Raw genomic sequence first — 17,831 nt, forward strand, 5'->3', positions numbered from 1 at the left:
TCACGCCCTGTCCGCGACGCGTTCGCCGAGCAGGCCTTGTGGCCTGACGAGCAGCACGATGATGAGGAGTGCGAAGGCCCAGACGTTGGACCAGCCCTGGCCGCCGAGCTGCTGCATGCCGGGGATGCCGTCGATGTAGGCGGAGGCGAGGGTTTCTGCGACGCCGAGGACGATGCCGCCCAGCATGGCGCCGTAGATGTTGCCGATGCCGCCGAGGACTGCCGCGGTGAAGGCCTTGAGGCCCATCAGGAAGCCCATGCGGTAGTCGACGTTGCCGTACTTGAGGCCGTAGGCGAGGGCGGCGACCGCGGCGAAGAATCCGCCGATGGCGAAGGCGATGACGATGATGCGGTTGGTGTCGATGCCCATCAGCTGTGCGGTGTCGGGGTCCTGTGCGGTGGCCTGCATGGCGCGGCCGGTGCGGCTGCGGTTGACGAAGAACGCGAGGCCGGACATGCAGACGATGGCGGCAACGACGAGGAAGATGTCGGCGTCCTTGATGGTGACGGAGCCGATGTCGTGGGTGGCGTCGAGGCCGGGGAACGCGCGGGCGCGGTCGGCGTCGGGGTAGAAGTTGCGGACGACCTCCTGGAGGGCCAGGGAGAGGCCGATGGCCGTGATGAGCGGCGCCAGTCGTGGTGCTCCGCGTAGTGGGCGGTAGGCGAACCGTTCCGCTCCGACGGCGATGAGGATGGCGACGATGGCGCCGCCGATCAGCATCAGGGGTACGGCGACGATCATCGCTGTGCCGTCGGGGAGGATGTAGAAGTAGACCGTGAGGGCGCCGAAGGCCCCGGTCATGAAGATCTCGCCGTGCGCGAAGTTGATGAGCTGGACGATGCCGTACACCATCGTGTAGCCGATGGCGATGAGCCCGTACATCGAGCCGAGGAGCAGCCCGTTGGCCAGCTGCTGCGGCAGGGTGTTCACCGCGTGGCCTCCATGTCGCTGGTGGTCGTGTGCACTGGTGCGTGCCGGGTGGGGGTGGGGTGTGACAACGGGCCGCGCGGTGGGGTCCTCCTGCCGCGCGGCCCGTGGTGCGGTGGTGCTGGGCTCGGTTCGGCCGGTCAGCTGGTCACGTTGATGATCGCGGGGATCGTCTGGATGACCGGACCGACCGAGTCCGTGACTACTTGATGTTGGCGGTGCCGGAGTCGACGGCCTTCCACTCGCCGTTGGTGACCTGGTAGACGGTGAGCTGCTTGTTGCCCGTGTCGCCGTACTCGTCGAAGGAGACCTTGCCGGTGATGCCTTCGAAGTCGGACTTCTGGACTTCCTCGACGACCTTGGCGCGCAGGTCGTTGGTGTCGGGCAGCTTGCCGTCGTTGGCGTCCATGACGGCCTTCACGGCCTTGATGATGGCGGTGGTGGCGTCGTAGGAGTAGCCGCCGTAGGCGCCGTAGTCACCCTTGTAGCCCTTGGCCTTGTACTCGGCGACGAAGGCCTTGGCGCCAGGCAGGGTGTCGACGGGGACACCGATGGCGGTGGCGAGGTCGCCTTCGGCGGAGGCGCCGGCGGTCTCGATGTAGGTGCTGGCGTACATGCCGTCGCCGCCGAAGAGCGGGATCTTGACGCCGGCGTCCTTGAGCTGCTTGGTGATCAGCGAGGACTCGTCGTACTGGCCGCCGTAGTAGAGCAGGTCGGCGCCGGAGGTCTTGATCTTGGTGACGAGGGAGCCGAAGTCCTTGTCGCCGGTGTTCACGTGGTCGGTGGCGATCACCGAGCCGCCGAACTTCTTGAACTGGTCGCTGAAGATCTTCGCGAGGCCGGCGCCGTAGGTCTGCTTGTCGTCGACGACGAAGGCCTTCGTCTTCTTGATGCCGCTGTAGGCGTACTCGGCGGCGAAGCTGCCCTGGAGCTCGTCCGTGGTCGCCGTGCGGAAGTACGTCTTGTACGGGCGCTGCTTGTCCGTCTGCCAGTTCTTGCCCTGGGTCAGCTCGGGGTTGGTGTTCGAGGGGGAGATCTCGACCATGTTGGCCGATTCGAACACCTGCTGCATCGACTGGGCGACGCCGGAGTTCAGCGGGCCGACGGCGCCGACGACGGTCTTGTCGCCGACGAGGGCCGTGGCGTTGGACTGGCCGGTGGCGGGCTGGGCCTTGTCGTCGAGGGCCTTGATCTTGAACGTGACGCCCGGGACGAGCTTGTTCTTGTTGGCGTCGTCGACGGCGATCTGGGCGCCGTACTGGATGCCGAGGCCGGTGGTCGAGTTGTCGCCGGACAGGGGCGCGTCGACGCCGATGGTCAGGGTGGTGGTGTCACCGCTGTCGCCGTCACCGCTGTCGTCTCGGGAGCCGCACGCGGTGAGGGTCAGAGCTCCGGTGGTGAGAATGGAGGTGAGTATCACCAAAGAACGCTGTCGCACAATCAGTCCTTTCCGCAGACGTGTCGTCCCTGGGGGATGCGACAGATGCGGCGCTGGTACCGAACTCCCGGTGGAGCGGTGACTGGCCGTGACTCTAAGCCCGGTCTACGCGCGGGGGCATCGGGGTGGGCTGGCTTGTGACTTTCTTGTTATGACGTGCTGGTTGGTATGGCTTGGGGGAGTGGAGTTTCGGACGGTTCGGCTAAATCTGTCCTCCGTCCACATTTTGAGAATGTGCACTTCCAGTTGCCCGTGGGCTTGGCCGCGAGGGCAACGGGTCGCAGGCTGCTCTGAACAGCTGGAAAAGGTCGTCGGGGTAGGCGCCGCCGAAGGCGAAGCTGTGGTGCTGTATTGCGCGCGTGTTACGCAGCGTTACGTCAAGAAATGGTAGGTCTGCGTCGAGGGGGAGGTCCGTGCAGTCGACCACGGATATCTGGACGGTGATCCGACGGGTGGTCCCGGCGTTGACGGTGGTGGTGTCGGTGGGGGAGATGAGGGCGGTGAGGCCGTCGAAGGCGGCGCCGGTGACGCGCACGGTGACGGGCGGTCCGCTGTGTACGGTCACCGCGAACCGGAACAGGCCACTGGCGGGCGCGGAGTCGAAGGTCGCGGCGAGCCCTGTGTAGCGGAACGTGGTGACGTCCGCGGGCCAGGGCATGGGCGTGAGCACGTTCTCCGGGGCGGGCGACGGTTTCGGCGGCAGGAGGACGACGACTCCGGCCGTCGCGGCGGCGAGGGCGGCGACGCCGAGCGCCGCTCTGCGGGCACGCGGGGACAGTGCCTGCCAGCGGTCCGTGAGGCGTGGTGTGTCGGCACCGATGACTTCGTAAGTCTCTTGCGCGTCCGGCGAGTTGACGGGTTCGACGGGGCCGATGCCGGTCATGGTCGCAGCCTCATGGGGGAACGGTAGTGCCTCCGGCAGTGGGGCGGTTGCAGCCCCTGTCTGGTTTCCTTCGCCCCCGCCGCCCCTACTCGTCCCATCCCTGGGGGCTGCCGCCCCCAGACCCCCGCTGTCGGCCTGAACGGCCTCGTCCTCAAACGCCGGACGGGCTGAGTGGGGGTGGGTTGGGAAAGGCTCGCGCTGGACGCGCTCGTCCTCAATCGCCGGACGGGCTGAAATACCTAGGCGTTCGATGACAACCGCGCCCAGCCCACCCTTCTCCCCGCCCACCTGCCCCCGCCGCACTTCAGCGCCGACCCGCATCTCCAGCCCGTCCGGCGTTTGAGGACAAGGCCCGTTCAGGGCCGGAGCGGGGGTTTGGGGGCTGCAGCCCCCGAGGATGGGACGGGTAGGGGCGGCGGGGGCGGAAAACTCCCCCTGGGCCTCAGCCCGCCGTCGCAGGTGCGTCCCGCAGCAGGCATGTCAGACGTGCCGTGCACACCCGCTTGTCGTTCTCGTCCGTGATCACGATCTCGTACGTCGCTGTCGAGCGCCCCCGGTGGACGGGCGTGGCCACGCCCGTGACCAGGCCGGAGCGGGCACCCCGGTGGTGGGTGCAGTTGAGGTCCACGCCGACGGCGATCTTCGTGCTGCCCCCGTGCAGCATGGACCCCACCGACCCGAGCGTCTCGGCCAGCACCGCGGACGCACCCCCGTGCAGCAGCCCGTACGGCTGGGTGTTGCCCTCGACGGGCATCGTGCCGACGACCCGGTCGGCGGACGCCTCCACGATCTGGACGCCCATCCGGTTCCCGAGGTGTCCCGCGGAGAACATGGCGACCACGTCGACACCGAGCGCCGCGTACTCGTCGATGACCTCCTGCGGGAACTTCACGTGCTGCTGCTCACCCATGGACCCGGCTCCGTTCGTCGTGTCGGTACGGCGTCCGTACGCCTACCTCCAGCCGCCTGAGCAAACGCTCAGTCGGTCGCCGATTGTTCCAGACGTACGACGACGGACTTGCTGGCCGGGGTGTTGCTGATGTCCGCGGTGGAGTCCAGCGGGACCAGGACGTTGGTCTCCGGGTAGTAGGCCGCCGCGCAGCCCCGCGCCGTGGGGTAGGCCACGACCCGGAACCCGGGCGCCCGCCGCTCGACGCCGTCCTTCCACTCGCTGACGAGGTCGACGTACGACCCGTCGGCGAGCCCGAGGGCCTGTGCGTCCTCGGGGTTCACCAGGACGACCCGGCGGCCGTTCTTGATGCCCCGGTAGCGGTCGTCCAGGCCGTAGATCGTGGTGTTGTACTGGTCGTGCGAGCGCAGCGTCTGCAGCAGCAGCCGGCCTTCGGGGAGCTTCGGGAACTCGACGGGGGCCGCGGTGAAGTTGGCCTTGCCGGTGGCGGTCGGGAAGCGGCGCTCGTCGCGCGGAGCGTGCGGGAGGGTGAAGCCGGCGGGGTCGGCCACGCGCGCGTTGAAGTCCTCGAAGCCAGGGATCACGCGCGCGATGCGGTCGCGCACCGTGGCGTAGTCCTTCTCGAACTCCTCCCAGGGCGTACGGGACTCCTCGCCCAGGACGCGCCGGGCCAGGCGGCAGACGATGGCCGGTTCGGAGAGCAGGTGCGTGCTCGCCGGTTCCAGGCGGCCCCGGGAGGCGTGCACCATGCCCATGGAGTCCTCGACCGTCACGAACTGCTCGCCGCTGCCCTGGAGGTCGCGCTCGGTACGGCCGAGGGTCGGCAGGATCAGGGCACGCGCGCCCGTGACGACGTGCGAGCGGTTGAGCTTCGTCGACACGTGCACGGTGAGGCTGGCGCGCCGCATGGCGGCCTCGGTGACCTCGGTGTCGGGGGAGGCGGAGACGAAGTTGCCGCCCATGGCGAAGAAGACCTTCGCCTCGCCGTCGCGCAGAGCCTGGATGGCCCGTACGACGTCGTAGCCGTGTTCGCGGGGCGGGGCGAAGCCGAACTCCTTCTCCAGGGCGTCGAGGAAGGCGGGGGCGGGGCGTTCGAAGATGCCCATCGTGCGGTCGCCCTGGACGTTGGAGTGGCCGCGGACCGGACACACGCCGGCGCCGGGGCGGCCGATGTTGCCGCGCAGGAGAAGGAAGTTGACGACCTCGCGGATGGTGGGCACGGAGTGCTTGTGCTGGGTCAGGCCCATCGCCCAGCACACGATGGTGCGTTCGGAGGCGAGGACCATGGAGAGGGCTTTTTCGATCTCCGCGCGCGTGAGGCCGGTCGCGGTGAGGGTCTCGTCCCAGTCGGCGGCGCGGGCCGCGTCGACGAACTCCTCGTAGCCGTGGGTGTGTTCGCCGACGAAGGCCTCGTCGACCGCGCCTTCTGTGTCGAGGATCAGCTTGTTGAGGAGGCGGAAGAGGGCCTGGTCGCCGCCGATGCGGATCTGCAGGAACAGGTCGGTGAGGGCCGCGCCCTTGAGCATGCCCTGGGGGGTCTGCGGGTTCTTGAAGCGTTCGAGGCCCGCCTCGGGCAGCGGGTTGACGCTGATGATCCGCGCGCCGTTCGCCTTCGCCTTCTCCAGGGCCGAGAGCATCCGGGGGTGGTTGGTGCCGGGGTTCTGGCCGGCGACGATGATCAGGTCGGCCTTGTAGAGGTCCTCCAGGAGGACGCTGCCCTTGCCGATGCCGATGGTCTCGGAGAGCGCCGAACCCGACGACTCGTGGCACATGTTGGAGCAGTCGGGGAGGTTGTTCGTGCCCAGTTCGCGGGCGAACAGCTGGTAGAGGAAGGCAGCCTCGTTGCTGGTGCGGCCCGAGGTGTAGAAGAGGGCCTCGTCGGGCGAGCCGAGGGCCTTCAGCTCTTCGGCGACGATGTCGAAGGCACGGTCCCAGGAGACCGGTTCGTAGCGGTCGGCGCCCTGGGGCAGGTACATGGGCTGGGTGAGGCGGCCCTGCTGGCCCAGCCAGTAGCCGCTGCGGCCGGCCAGGTCGGTCACGGTGTGCGCGGCGAAGAACTCCGGGGTGACGCGGCGCAGGGTGGCTTCCTCGGCGACCGCCTTCGCGCCGTTCTCGCAGAACTCCGCGGCGTGCCGGTGCTCGGGCTCGGGCCAGGCGCAGCCCGGGCAGTCGAAGCCGTCCTTCTGGTTGACGCGCAGGAGGGTGAGCGCGGTGCGGCGGACGCCCATCTGCTGCTGGGCGATGCGGAGGGTGTGGCCGATGGCGGGCAGTCCGGCCGCGGCATGCTTCGGGTCGGTGACCTGCGGCGCGTCCTGGACCGGATCACTCTTGGGCGGCTTGCTGGCCATGGCTGAACCCCTTCGCTTGCACGTGTCTCTCCGCCTGCACGTGGTGCGCGTGCGCACGGTTCACCTGTGCGTGTGCCACCTCTTCGATCCTCGCACGCGGCAGTGACAACGGCGGTGTCAGGTCCCGGGCGGCCCGCGTTGTCAGTGGCACGTGGCAGGATCGGGGTCGTGGCAGATTCAGCATCGAAGAAGACCGAGAACACCTCCGGCGCGGGCCGCCCCCGGCTGATGCTCATGGACGGGCATTCGCTGGCGTACCGCGCGTTCTTCGCGCTGCCCGCGGAGAATTTCACGACCGCGACGGGTCAGCCGACGAACGCGATCTACGGCTTCGCGTCGATGCTCGCCAACACGCTGCGCGACGAGGCGCCCACGCACTTCGCGGTGGCGTTCGACGTGTCCCGCAAGACCTGGCGCTCCGAGGAGTTCACGGAGTACAAGGCGAACCGGTCGAAGACCCCGGACGAGTTCAAGGGGCAGGTCGAGCTGATCGGCGAGCTGCTCGACGCGATGCACGCGGAGCGGTTCGCGGTCGACGGTTTCGAGGCCGACGACGTCATCGCGACGCTGACCACACAGGCCGAGGCCGAGGGCTTCGAGGTGCTGATCGTCACCGGCGACCGGGACTCCTTCCAACTGGTCACCGAGAACACGACGGTGCTGTATCCGACGAAGGGTGTCTCGGAGCTGACCCGGTTCACTCCGGAGAAGGTCTTCGAGAAGTACGGGTTGACGCCGGCCCAGTACCCGGACTTCGCGGCGCTGCGCGGCGACCCGTCCGACAACCTGCCCGGTATTCCGGGGGTCGGTGAGAAGACGGCGGCGAAGTGGATCAACCAGTTCGGGTCGTTCGCGGATCTGGTCGAGCGGGTCGAGGAGGTCAAGGGCAAGGCCGGGCAGAACCTGCGCGACCACCTGGACGCCGTCAAGCTCAACCGCCGGCTCACGGAGATGGTCCGGGACGTCGAACTCCCGAAGACGGTCACGGACTTGGAGCGCGCCGCGTACGACCGTACGGCGGTGGCGATGGTCCTGGACACCCTGGAGATCCGGAACCCCTCGCTGCGCGAGCGGCTGCTGGCCGTCGATCCGGGCGCGGAGGAGGCCGACGCGGGCCCGGTCGCCGAGGGCGGTGTCGAGGTGGACGGGACGGTGCTCGGCACGGGCGAGCTGGCCCCCTGGCTGACCGAGCACGGCACGGAGGTGCTCGGCGTCGCCACGGTCGGCACCTGGGCGCTGGGCAGTGGCTCGGTCGCCGAGGTCGCGCTCGCGGCGGCCGGGGGAGCGGCGGCCTGGTTCGACCCGGCGGAGCTGGACCAGGGCGACGAGAACGCGTTCGCGGCCTGGCTGGCCGACGCGGACCGGCCCAAGGTGTTCCACAACGTCAAGAGTGCGATGCGGGTCTTCGCGGAGCACGGCTGGACGGTGGCCGGGGTGAGCATGGACACGGCACTCGCCGCGTACCTGGTCAAGCCGGGTCGCCGTTCCTTCGACCTGGACGCGCTGTCCCTGGAGTACCTCGGCCGTGAGCTGGCGCCCGCCGCGACGGCGGACGGCCAGCTGGCCTTCGGCGCGGACGACGGCGCGGAGGCCGAGTCCCTGATGGTGCAGGCCCGCACGATCGTCGACCTGGGCGAGGCGTTCGGCGAGCGCCTCCAGGAGGTCGGTGCGGCGGATCTGCTGCGGGACATGGAGCTGCCGACGTCGGCGCTGCTGGCCCGGATGGAGCGGCACGGCATCGCGGCGGACCGGGCCCACCTGGAAGCCATGGAGCAGATGTTCGCGGGCGCGGTGCAGCAGGCGGTGAAGGAGGCGCACGCGGCGGCCGGCCACGAGTTCAACCTCGGCTCGCCCAAGCAGCTCCAGGAGGTCCTCTTCGGGGAGCTGGGCCTGCCGAAGACGAAGAAGACCAAGACCGGCTACACGACGGACGCGGACGCCCTGGCGTGGCTGAAGGACCAGACGGAGAACGACCTGCCGGTCATCATGCTCCGCCACCGCGAGCAGGCGAAGCTGCGCGTCACCGTCGAGGGCCTGATCAAGACGATCGCGGCGGACGGCCGTATCCACACGACGTTCAACCAGACGGTGGCGGCGACGGGCCGACTGTCCTCCACGGACCCCAACCTCCAGAACATCCCGGTCCGTACGGACGAGGGCCGGGCCATCCGCCGCGGCTTCGTGGTCGGCGAGGGCTTCGAGTCCCTGATGACCGCGGACTACAGCCAGATCGAACTCCGGGTGATGGCCCACCTGTCGGAGGACGAGGGCCTCCTGGAGGCGTTCACGTCCGGCGAGGACCTGCACACCACGGTCGCCTCCCAGGTGTTCGGCGTGGAGGGTTCCGCGGTGGACGCGGAGATGCGCCGCAAGATCAAGGCGATGTCGTACGGCCTGGCGTACGGCCTGTCGGCCTTCGGCCTGTCCGGGCAGCTGAACATCGACGCGGGCGAGGCACGCGTCCTGATGGACACGTACTTCGAGCGCTTCGGCGGCGTACGGGACTATCTGCGCCGGGCCGTCGACGAGGCGAGGGCGACGGGCTACACGGAGACCCTCTTCGGCCGCCGCCGCTACCTGCCCGACCTGAACAGCGACAACCGTCAGCGCCGTGAGATGGCCGAGCGCATGGCCCTGAACGCCCCGATCCAGGGCACGGCGGCGGACATCGTCAAGATCGCCATGCTGAAGGTGGGCCAGGCACTGGAGGAGGCGGAACTGAAGTCCCGCATGCTGCTCCAGGTCCACGACGAAATCGTCCTGGAGATCGCCCCGGGCGAGCGCGAGGCGACGGAGGAGCTGGTCCGGCGGGAGATGGCTGACGCCGTCCATCTCCGGGCCCCACTGGACGTCTCGGTCGGCTCGGGCCCCGACTGGGAATCGGCGGCACATTAGCTCCGCTGGTTGGGCGGTTCGTTGTCTGCGGCGCCGTCGCGGCTGGTCGCGCAGTTTCCCGCGCCCCTGAAAAGCAGGGGCTGCGCCCCGTGCTTTTCGTCTTTTAGGGGCGCGGGGAACTGCGCGACCAGCCCCCACCGGGCCCGCACCCGACAATGAACCTTCCGACCCCCGGAGGGCCCGTCACTCGCGTGGCCCCCGCGAACACGCCTCCCCAGGGCACGCCCACCAGGATGCGGGCATGGGTATACGCACGCTCATCCGCCGGACGGCCCCCACGCGAACCTCCTCGGTGCAGACATTCGCGGCCGACGCCAGCACCGTCCGCGTTCCCGGCAGCACCCCCGTCACCGCACACCTCACCCCGCGCTCCGGCCGGGCCCGGCACTTCTGGGCCGGCTGGAAACGCCGGTGGCTGCGCCAACCCCTCCGCACCGGTCAGCGGGAACCCGTACGCCCCCCGGCCCGCCCGCCCGCGTGATCGTCCGCGTGCCCTTCTGAACGACCCTCCGCAGGACCCTTCGTACGGCCTTCTGTACGGCGGTGCTGGTCCCCAGGGGCAGGATTCCCTGCCCGCCCCCCGGGCCGCCGGGCCCGCACCCCCGCCGCGTACAGGAGCAGCCCCGGCAGCAGGCCCGCGCCGATTCCGAAGCACAGGGTCGGGATGACCTCCCACGGCTTGGCCGTCGCACCCCAGTGCGCCCACCAGCGCAGCAGCCGCTGTACCGCCCCCACCGCCGCGCAGCCGCCGATCACGGCGCAGGCCAGCCACCGGTCCCGTACCGACAGCAGCGGTACGCCCGTGGGCAGGCCCGCGCCGGTCCGCCGTAGCGCGTAGTACACGAACCCCGCGATGATCACCGCGGCCAGGGCGGAACCGCCGTACTGCAGGTACCAGTACAGAGGGGAGCCGCGCAGTTCGTGGTCGAGGACGGGGAACAGCCGTACGCCCCACCGGTCGTGGTGGGTGAACGCGTCCCAGACGACATGGGTGAGGGCGCCGAGGGCGGCCGAGGCGTACCACCGGAGGAACAGGGACGGGGTCACCCGCGCGCGGGGGGTGCCGCAGCGCAGCAGGGTCGCCGTCGGGCCCTGGTGGGCGCGGGGCAGCAGGGCCACCAGGGGCTCGCGCAGGAACAGCCACAGGCCCACCAGTGCCCAGGCGATGGCCACGTCGATGGTGAAGACGCCCGGGAAGGAGTGGGTGACGGTGCCGAACTGCATGGCCTCGGGCAGGACGCTCGCCGCGAAGTAGGTCAGGTCGGGGGAGAAGGAGCCGGCGACGAGTACCGCCGGTACCAGTCGGCCGCGTCCGGTTCCATCGGCGCGTACGGCGGGCAGTACGGCCGCCGCATGGCTGAGAGTGAACGGCAAGTGGGCTCCCTGGAGCGGATGTTGACGAGGGGCGAACCACCCCGATGATCACCGGCGTCCAGTATGCGGGACGGCCGTACGCTGCGGCGGGCGGTGGAAGGACGGTCGGAGAGGTGAGTGAAATGCCGCGTGCGGGCCACCCGGGCCTGCGGAACGCGGCACAATCACAGGTGGCCAATCGGTGAATAACGGGCACGAACGGGTGTCCGTGCAATGCAAGTTGTCGTAGGGTCGCCTGGGTCGGCCTGCTGGGGAGCATGGTCGAACACCGAGGCGCAATGAAGGCGTAACACGCGAACAAGGCGCGAAAACGGGCGAAATGGCCGGTTTGCAAGGCTGACCGAGGCCGGTCGGGACTGATCTGGATCGATCGGAACCGGGCGGAAACAGGCGGAACAGGGCGACTTGTCGCCCACGGGAGGGGTTCTCTGTATGGCGGCGTACATCGGCAGGAGGCTCCGCAAGGGAGCGGCGACCACCGCTGTGGCCGCGCTCGCGGTCGCGGCTCTGTCCGCGTCCCAGGCTCCGGGGGCGGTGGTCGACGACCAGGGCAGACAGACCGCCAGTGACTCCCAGCCCACGCCCGACGCGACGGCCGACGACAGCGCGAGCGCGACCGGCAACTCGCCGTACTACACGGACCTTCCGCCCCTGAACAGCCCGAACCCCAGTCCCAGCCCGTCGCAGTCGTCGACCATAGGCACGCCGGTGTCGCGCGGCGAGGCCGAGGCCGGTATTCCCGCGACCGTCCTCGACGCCTACAAGAAGGCCGAGGCGGCGCTGGGCACGGCCAAGCCCCAGTGCAACCTGCCCTGGCAGCTCCTCGCGGCCATCGGCAAGGTCGAGTCCGGTCAGGCCCGCGGTGGCCAGGTCGACGCGAACGGCACCACGACCAGCCCGATCCTCGGCCCACAGCTCGACGGCAACGGCTTCGCGCTCATCAGGGACACCGACAACGGCGCGTACGACGGCAACAGCAGCTACGACAGCGCCGTCGGGCCCATGCAGTTCATTCCGTCCACCTGGGCGTGGGCGGGCCGCGACGGCAACGCCGACGGCAAGGAAGACCCCAACAACATCTACGACGCGGCCCTCGCCGCCGGCCACTACCTGTGCCGGTACGGCTGGGACCTGTCGACGCAGGCCGACCTGAACCGCGCGATCCTCAGCTACAACAACTCGACGGACTATCTGAACCTCGTCCTGTCGTGGCTGGAGTACTACCGCAAGGGCACCCACGAGGTCCCGGACGGCACGGGCACGGTGCCCGTCAACCGCAGCGACGACAACTCCGGGTCGAGTGCCACGCCGTCGCCGAGCACGACGACGCCGAGCACCGGCCCGAGCACACCGGGGACGAGCACCCCGGCCCCGCCGAAGCCGGAAAAGCCCACCGTGCCGACCCCGACCCCCGTGCCCACGCCCACCGACACGGTGCACCACCTGGAGGACGCGGGTACCGCCAAGCTCACCGCGACGGCGGGCGACGCGTTCACCAAGAAGATCAGCACGCGCGCGGAGACCTCGGCCGGCAAGGCCGTCGGCAAGGTCAGGATCCGTTTCACGATCGTCGGCGACACCGACACCACCTTCACCGGCGGCGAGAGCGTCGCCACGGTCGTCACCAACGGTGTGGGAGTCGCGGTCGCGCCCGCACTCAAGGCGGGCGAGAAGGCGGGCGACTTCACGGTCCGCGCGGTCGTCGTCGGCCGTACGGTCAGCGCCCTCGACTACTCGGCCACCGTCACCGCCCGCGCCGCCGACACCCTCGCCCGCACCAGCACCACCGCGCTCACCTGCGTGGCGGGCGGCGAGTTCGCCGACCAGGTCGAGGTGAAGGCGACGTACGACAGCGCCGTCGCGGACGGCGTCGCGGCCACCGCCACCCTGATCACCTCGGCCACCGACGCGACCGTCAACGACAAGGGCCCCTACTTCAAGGACGCGGACGGCAACACGGTCCGCACCCTCACGGGCCTCGAAACGGACGCCAACGGCCTGCTCAAGCTGCCGAAGCTGTACGCGGACGACACCGCGGGCACGTTCCTGCTCCGCATCACCACCACAGGCGGCGCCACCCTGACGGTCGAACTGACCGTGACGGCGGCACCCACTCCCACGGAATCGACGACCCCCACGGAATCGGCCACCCCCACGGAATCGGCCACCCCGACGGAGTCGGCCAGCCCGTCGGCCTCCGCCTCCCCGAGCGCGTAAGCAGCCGTACTCGGTTAGTTCTCGTTCGTTCGTACGCATTCATACGGACGAAAGCGGCACCCCGTTCATGGCGAGGGGTGCCGCTTTCGTGTGCGCGAGTTGTTCTCATCTCGGCCGCCCGTTGCTACGGTGCCCGACCTGACACCCCATCAGCTCACCGTCGGCAGCCGGGGAGGCCCCTTATGCGTGCTCTGATCGCCGCGGCGGCCGGTCTCGCCGTCGCGTTCGCGCTCGTCCTCACGATCACGGCCGTGGGCGCACCGACGGATACGACGTCCCCGAAGCCGATGCTGACCACGGTTCCGTCACACCCGTAGCCGCCGTACCTCTCCGGGAGGGAGGCCGAGATGCGCCGCAAGTCCGGCCTGGTCCTGCTCGCCCTCGCCGTGTTCTTCGCGGCGCTGTCCCCGCTGCTGCGCTGGTACGCCTTCCCGCGCCTGGCCAAGGTCCCGGCGAACCAGTACCAGGACATGGTGCTGGAGGCGAAGGACGCGACCCTGCTCGACTACGACTCGTTCAAGGCCAAGAAGGTCTCCAAGGTCACCATCGTGCAGACCCTCAAGGGCAACGTCGAGGCCTCGGAGGCGATCGAGCGGACGGCGGGACGGGACGTGGTCGTCTGGGACGGCCTCTCCTATGTCCAGGGGCCCGACGGGAAGATGGTCTCGAAGATCCCCGAGCGCTACATCTTCGACGCGCACACCCAGGAACCGGTCCACGCCACCGGCGAGACGGTCGACGGCGACCCGGTGAAACGGGAGGGCATCGAGTTCAAGTGGCCCTTCCTGGTGGAGAAGCGGGACTACGAGTACTTCGACGCACAGGCGCGCGTGACGGCCCCCATTCACTACAAGGGCACCCGGGACTTCCGTGGCGTCTCGGTCTACTACTTCGAACAGACCATCCCCTGGACGAAGGTTCCGTTCCCCAAGTCCATGCCGGTCAAGGGCATCACGCCCGAGGATGTCGCCGCGACCGGAACGACCCGCTGGTACACCACGGTCCGCAAGTTCTGGGTGGAGCCGGTCACCGGGGCACCCGTCTACGGCGAGGAGATCCACCAGGAGGAACTGCGCGGAGGCACCCTCCTAGGGGGGCGCGAAAAGGTGACGGCCTTCGCCGGGCACGTGAAGATGCGCGAGGACTACATCAGGTCGACGGTCGACCTGGTCAAGTCCCAGCGCACACTCGTCCTCCTGATGACGTCGTACCTGCCCTGGGGCTTCCTCTCCCTGGGTGTGCTCCTGCTGGCCCTAGCCCTCTACCTGGAGGCGCGCGGCCGAAGGCCCGCCGACCCCGCCCCCACGAAAACCTCCGCCCCCGAGCCGGTCACCGCCTGAGCCGCGCGTTCGTGTGCCGGGTCGGCTCGGCGGTCGCAGGGTCCTCGGGCCACGGATGCTTCGGATACCGCCCGCGCAACTCCGCACGCACACCCTTGTAGCCGTCCTTCCAGAAGGACGCGAGGTCGGCGGTGACGGCGGCGGGCCGCCCGGCGGGCGACAGCAGATGGACGACAACCGGCACGCCGGCGACGGCGGGTGACTCCCGCAGCCCGAACATCTCCTGCAACTTCACGGCGAGCACGGGCCGTTCGGGATCGGAGTAGTCGATCCGAATCCTGGACCCGCTCGGCACCGCCAACCGCTCGGGCGCCAACTCGTCGAGCCGCCCGGCCACCCCGGAAGCCCAAGGCAACAACCGATTGAGCGCCTGCCCGGCCTCGATCCGCCCCAGGTCTGCCCGCCGCCGCGCCCGGCTCAGCTCGGGCTCCAACCACTCGTCCACGCGCGCGTGGAGGGCGTTTTCGGAAACGTCGGGCCAGGGAGCCCCCAGATGCAGCCGAAGAAAGGCCAGCCGCTGCCGCAGCACCCCAGCGTCCGCAGACCACCGCAGCAACCCGAACCCGTCCTGCCGCAGCCCCTCAAGCAGGGCATCGCGTACGAGGACGGGGTCGGGGTTCCGCAGCGGACGCACCGCCAACTCCACCGCCCCGAGCTGCTCGACCCGCCGGGCCACCACGTCCCCGTCGGCCCAATGGACCTCCTCGCCCGTGGCGTACAGGGCGCCGGCCGCCGACCGAGCGGTGTCCTCGTCGATACCGACGGCAAGCCGCACACGCGCGTGCCCGGCCCCGACCGGCCGGTCCGCCACAGCGACCGCGATCCAGGGGGCACCCCGCAGCGCCGAACCATCACCGACCTCCGCCCGGGTACCGGACACCATCAGATACGACCCGCCCTGAGCCCGGGCGACCCGCTCGGGAAACGCGAGCGCGACAACCAGCCCGACGGCCCGGTCGTCCCCGGTGGCGAGGGTCGGCCCGTGGGGTGCCGGGTCCGGTGCTGCCGAGCGCAGGCGGCGGGACTCCGTGCGCCAGCGGGTCGCGTAGGCGTCGTTGGCGCGGCGGGCCGTGCGCCAGGCCGTCGCGAGGTCGTCGCCGTACTCCCGTGGTGGCTCCTCGCTCAGCAGTGCGACCACCTCGGCGGCCCGGGCCGAGCCCACCTCGGGCGCCGCGTCCAGGAGGGCACGGGCCAGTCGGGGGTGCAGGCCGAGGCGGGACATGCGGACGCCCCGGTCCGTGGCCCGGCCGGTGGCGTCCACCGCGCCGATCGCCGTCAGTACCGACCGCGCCGCCGCCATCGCGCCGCCCGGCGGCGGGTCCAGCAGGGCCAGCCCGGAGGCGTCAGGATCTCCCCAGCAGGCCGCCTGAAGGGCGAACGCCGTCAGATCGGCCACCTTGATCTCCGGCGACGGAAAACGCGCCAGGCGGGCGTCCTCGGCCTCCGCCCAGCAGCGGTACACCGCCCCCGGCCCCTCACGCCCGGCCCGCCCCGCCCGCTGCCGCCCGGCCGCCTGCGAGGCCCGCACCGTCGCCAGCGCGCTCAGTCCGCGCGCGTGGTCCACCCTCGGTTCCCGCGCCAGCCCCGAGTCGACGACCACGCGCACCCCGGGAACCGTCAGCGACGACTCCGCCACGGACGTCGCCAGCACCACCCGGCGGCTCGCCCCGCCCGACAGCACCGCGTCCTGCACCGCCGCCGGTGCCCGCCCGTGCACCTGGAGCACCTCGACCGCGGACCCAAGGTCCCGCAACTGCCCTGCCACGCGCGCGATCTCACCGACTCCGGGCAGGAAACACAGCACGTCCCCCGCCCGCTCGGCCAGCGCCCGCCGCACCACCGACGCCACATGCGTCAGCAGCGCCGGGTCGACACGCATCCCGTGCGGCGGCCGTACGGGACGTACCGGCGGCGCCCACACCACCTCCACCGGGTACGACACCCCCGCCGCCTCGACCACCGGCGCCCCGCCCAGCAGCCCCGCCCAGCCCTCGGCGTCGGTCGTCGCCGACGCCGCCACCAGCCGCAGTTCGGGGCGCAGCGCAGCCCGTACGTCGACCAGGAACGCCGCCGTCGTGTCCGCGTCCAGGTGCCGTTCGTGGCACTCGTCGAGCACGACCACGTCGACGCCGGGCAACTCCTGGTCCCGCTGCAGCCGTTGCAGCAGCACACCGGTCGTGACGACCTCCACGCGCGTGTGCCGCCCGACCACCCGCTCCCCGCGCACGGTGTACCCGACGCTCGCGCCGACCTGTTCGCCCAGCAGCCACGCCATCCGCCGTGCCGCCGCCCGCGCGGCGATCCGCCTCGGCTCGGCGACCACGACCCGCCGCACCGGCCCGCCGTCCTCCAGCAGCCCCGCCAGGGCCAGTGGCACCAGCGTCGTCTTACCGGTGCCGGGCGGCGCCACGAGGACGGCGGTGCCGTGCGCGTCGAGCGCGTCGGTCAGGCCGGGCAGGGCACCGCGTACGGGCAGGACGTCCAGGGCGTCGTAACGGATCACGTCCCCCAGTGTCGTACGTCCATGGAAAACGCCCTCCACGCGTGCGTGGAGGGCGTTTTCTCAAGTTCTCAAGCCGGCCGTCTCAGTCGCGCTCGCAGACGAAGATCGCCGTCCCCGGGACGAGGCTGCCGCGCAGCGGGGACCAGCCGCCCCACTCGGACGTGTTCCAGGACGGCCACTCCGGCTCGACCAGGTCCACCAGGCGGAAGCCGCCCGCCACGACGTCCCGGACGCGGTCGCCGACCGTCCTGTGGTGCTCGACGTACACCGCGTTGCCGTCGTCGTCCTGCTCGACGTACGGCGTGCGGTCGAAGTACGAACCCGAGACGGACAGGCCCTCCGGGCCGGGCTCGTCCGGGAACGCCCAGCGCAGCGGGTGCGTCACCGAGAAGACGAACCGCCCGCCCGAGCGCAGCACTCGGCGCACCTCGCGCAGCACCAGCACCGGATCGGCGACGAAGGGCATCGCCCCGTACGCCGAGCACACCAGGTCGAAGGAGCCGTCCGCGAAGGGCAGGGCGCCCGCGTCGGCCTCCACCAAGGGGATGCCGCCGCCGATCCGCAGGGCGTGCTGGAGCTGGCGGTGGGAGAGGTCCAGGGCCACCGGACGGGCGCCCTGGGCGGCCAGCCAGCGGGAGCACTGGGCCGCGCCGGCGCCGATCTCCAGGACGTCCTTGCCCTTGAGGTCCTCGGCCGGACCGAGCAGCTCCGCCTCCACCTCGTCGAGGCCCTCGGGGCACCAGACGAAGCGGTCGTCGCCGAGGAAGGTGCCGTGCTCGTTCTGGTAGTCGTCCGCGTTCCGGTCCCACCAGCCCCGGTTGGCCCGGGAGCTTTCGGTGACTCCGGCCGCACGCCGGGTGGCCTCGGGCTCGGACGATTCGGGCTCTTGGATGATCGGCTCCCTCGTATTAGTCTGCGGGTCTTCCGTCCGACCTGTGCCGGCGGTCGTCACGAATGGGGCGTCTACGCGCCCGCGTGGCCTCCTGGGACACGTCT

13 protein-coding genes are annotated in these 17,831 nt (G+C 70.5%); 5 read left to right on the forward strand and 8 right to left on the reverse strand.

The genetic code is table 11. From position 1 onward, the window contains the following. From ACWDR4_RS21025 to ACWDR4_RS21045, 5 genes are all read right to left on the reverse strand, one after another. On the reverse strand, positions 1–930 hold the full coding sequence (locus tag ACWDR4_RS21025) for a branched-chain amino acid ABC transporter permease (protein ID WP_450410503.1): 930 nt from the start codon (positions 928–930) through the stop codon (positions 1–3). Between the two features lie 199 nt (positions 931–1,129). Continuing rightward, positions 1,130–2,350 carry a branched-chain amino acid ABC transporter substrate-binding protein gene (locus ACWDR4_RS21030; RefSeq protein ID WP_450410626.1) on the reverse strand — a complete coding sequence of 407 codons (1,221 nt, stop codon included), beginning with the start codon at positions 2,348–2,350 and terminating at the stop codon, positions 1,130–1,132. A gap of 217 nt (positions 2,351–2,567) precedes the next feature. Continuing rightward, positions 2,568–3,248, reverse strand: coding sequence for a hypothetical protein (locus tag ACWDR4_RS21035; protein ID WP_450410504.1), 681 nt, complete (start codon positions 3,246–3,248; stop codon positions 2,568–2,570). Between the two features lie 442 nt (positions 3,249–3,690). Beyond that, a complete protein-coding gene (locus ACWDR4_RS21040) occupies positions 3,691–4,158 on the reverse strand; it encodes a PaaI family thioesterase (protein ID WP_450410506.1) in 468 nt (155 codons plus the stop codon). A gap of 68 nt (positions 4,159–4,226) precedes the next feature. Then, on the reverse strand, positions 4,227–6,506 hold the full coding sequence (locus tag ACWDR4_RS21045) for an FdhF/YdeP family oxidoreductase (protein ID WP_450410508.1): 2,280 nt from the start codon (positions 6,504–6,506) through the stop codon (positions 4,227–4,229). Positions 6,507–6,674: 168 nt separating this feature from the next. Here ACWDR4_RS21045 and polA point away from each other — a divergent pair, with 168 nt between their 5' ends. Both polA and ACWDR4_RS21055 read left to right on the forward strand, forming a co-directional pair. Further along, entirely contained in the window at positions 6,675–9,401 is a 2,727-nt protein-coding gene (gene polA, locus ACWDR4_RS21050; protein ID WP_450410509.1) for a DNA polymerase I, read from the forward strand. A 241-nt stretch (positions 9,402–9,642) separates the two neighbouring features. Further along, the gene (locus ACWDR4_RS21055) at positions 9,643–9,882 is read left to right on the forward strand and encodes a hypothetical protein (RefSeq protein WP_450410510.1); all 240 of its coding nucleotides are present in this window, start codon (positions 9,643–9,645) and stop codon (positions 9,880–9,882) included. Here ACWDR4_RS21055 and ACWDR4_RS21060 read toward each other — a convergent pair. Further along, positions 9,840–10,775: a DUF4184 family protein gene (locus tag ACWDR4_RS21060; protein ID WP_450410511.1), complete on the reverse strand. Its 936-nt coding sequence runs from the start codon at positions 10,773–10,775 to the stop codon at positions 9,840–9,842. The two genes, ACWDR4_RS21055 and ACWDR4_RS21060, sit on opposite strands and share 43 nt — an antisense overlap. Positions 10,776–11,207: 432 nt before the next feature. Between ACWDR4_RS21060 and ACWDR4_RS21065 the strand changes: the two genes are divergently transcribed. The 3 genes from ACWDR4_RS21065 (at position 11,208) to ACWDR4_RS21075 (ending at position 14,332) form a co-directional block, all read left to right on the forward strand. Then, the gene (locus tag ACWDR4_RS21065; protein ID WP_450410512.1) at positions 11,208–12,992 is read left to right on the forward strand and encodes a lytic transglycosylase domain-containing protein; all 1,785 of its coding nucleotides are present in this window, start codon (positions 11,208–11,210) and stop codon (positions 12,990–12,992) included. Between the two features lie 182 nt (positions 12,993–13,174). Beyond that, complete coding sequence (locus ACWDR4_RS21070) at positions 13,175–13,309, forward strand: SPW_0924 family protein (protein ID WP_450410514.1); 135 nt, start codon at positions 13,175–13,177, stop codon at positions 13,307–13,309. Between the two features lie 30 nt (positions 13,310–13,339). Continuing rightward, the gene (locus ACWDR4_RS21075) at positions 13,340–14,332 is read left to right on the forward strand and encodes a DUF3068 domain-containing protein (RefSeq protein WP_450410515.1); all 993 of its coding nucleotides are present in this window, start codon (positions 13,340–13,342) and stop codon (positions 14,330–14,332) included. Here ACWDR4_RS21075 and hrpB read toward each other — a convergent pair. Then, entirely contained in the window at positions 14,322–16,835 is a 2,514-nt protein-coding gene (gene hrpB / locus ACWDR4_RS21080) for an ATP-dependent helicase HrpB (protein WP_450410517.1), read from the reverse strand. The two genes, ACWDR4_RS21075 and hrpB, sit on opposite strands and share 11 nt — an antisense overlap. Positions 16,836–16,917: 82 nt before the next feature. Beyond that, positions 16,918–17,787, reverse strand: a complete 870-nt coding sequence (locus ACWDR4_RS21085) for a methyltransferase domain-containing protein (RefSeq protein ID WP_450410518.1) — start codon at positions 17,785–17,787, stop codon at positions 16,918–16,920. Positions 17,788–17,831: the final 44 nt, after the last annotated feature.

The sequence above is a fragment of the Streptomyces sp. NPDC000878 genome (assembly GCF_053599695.1).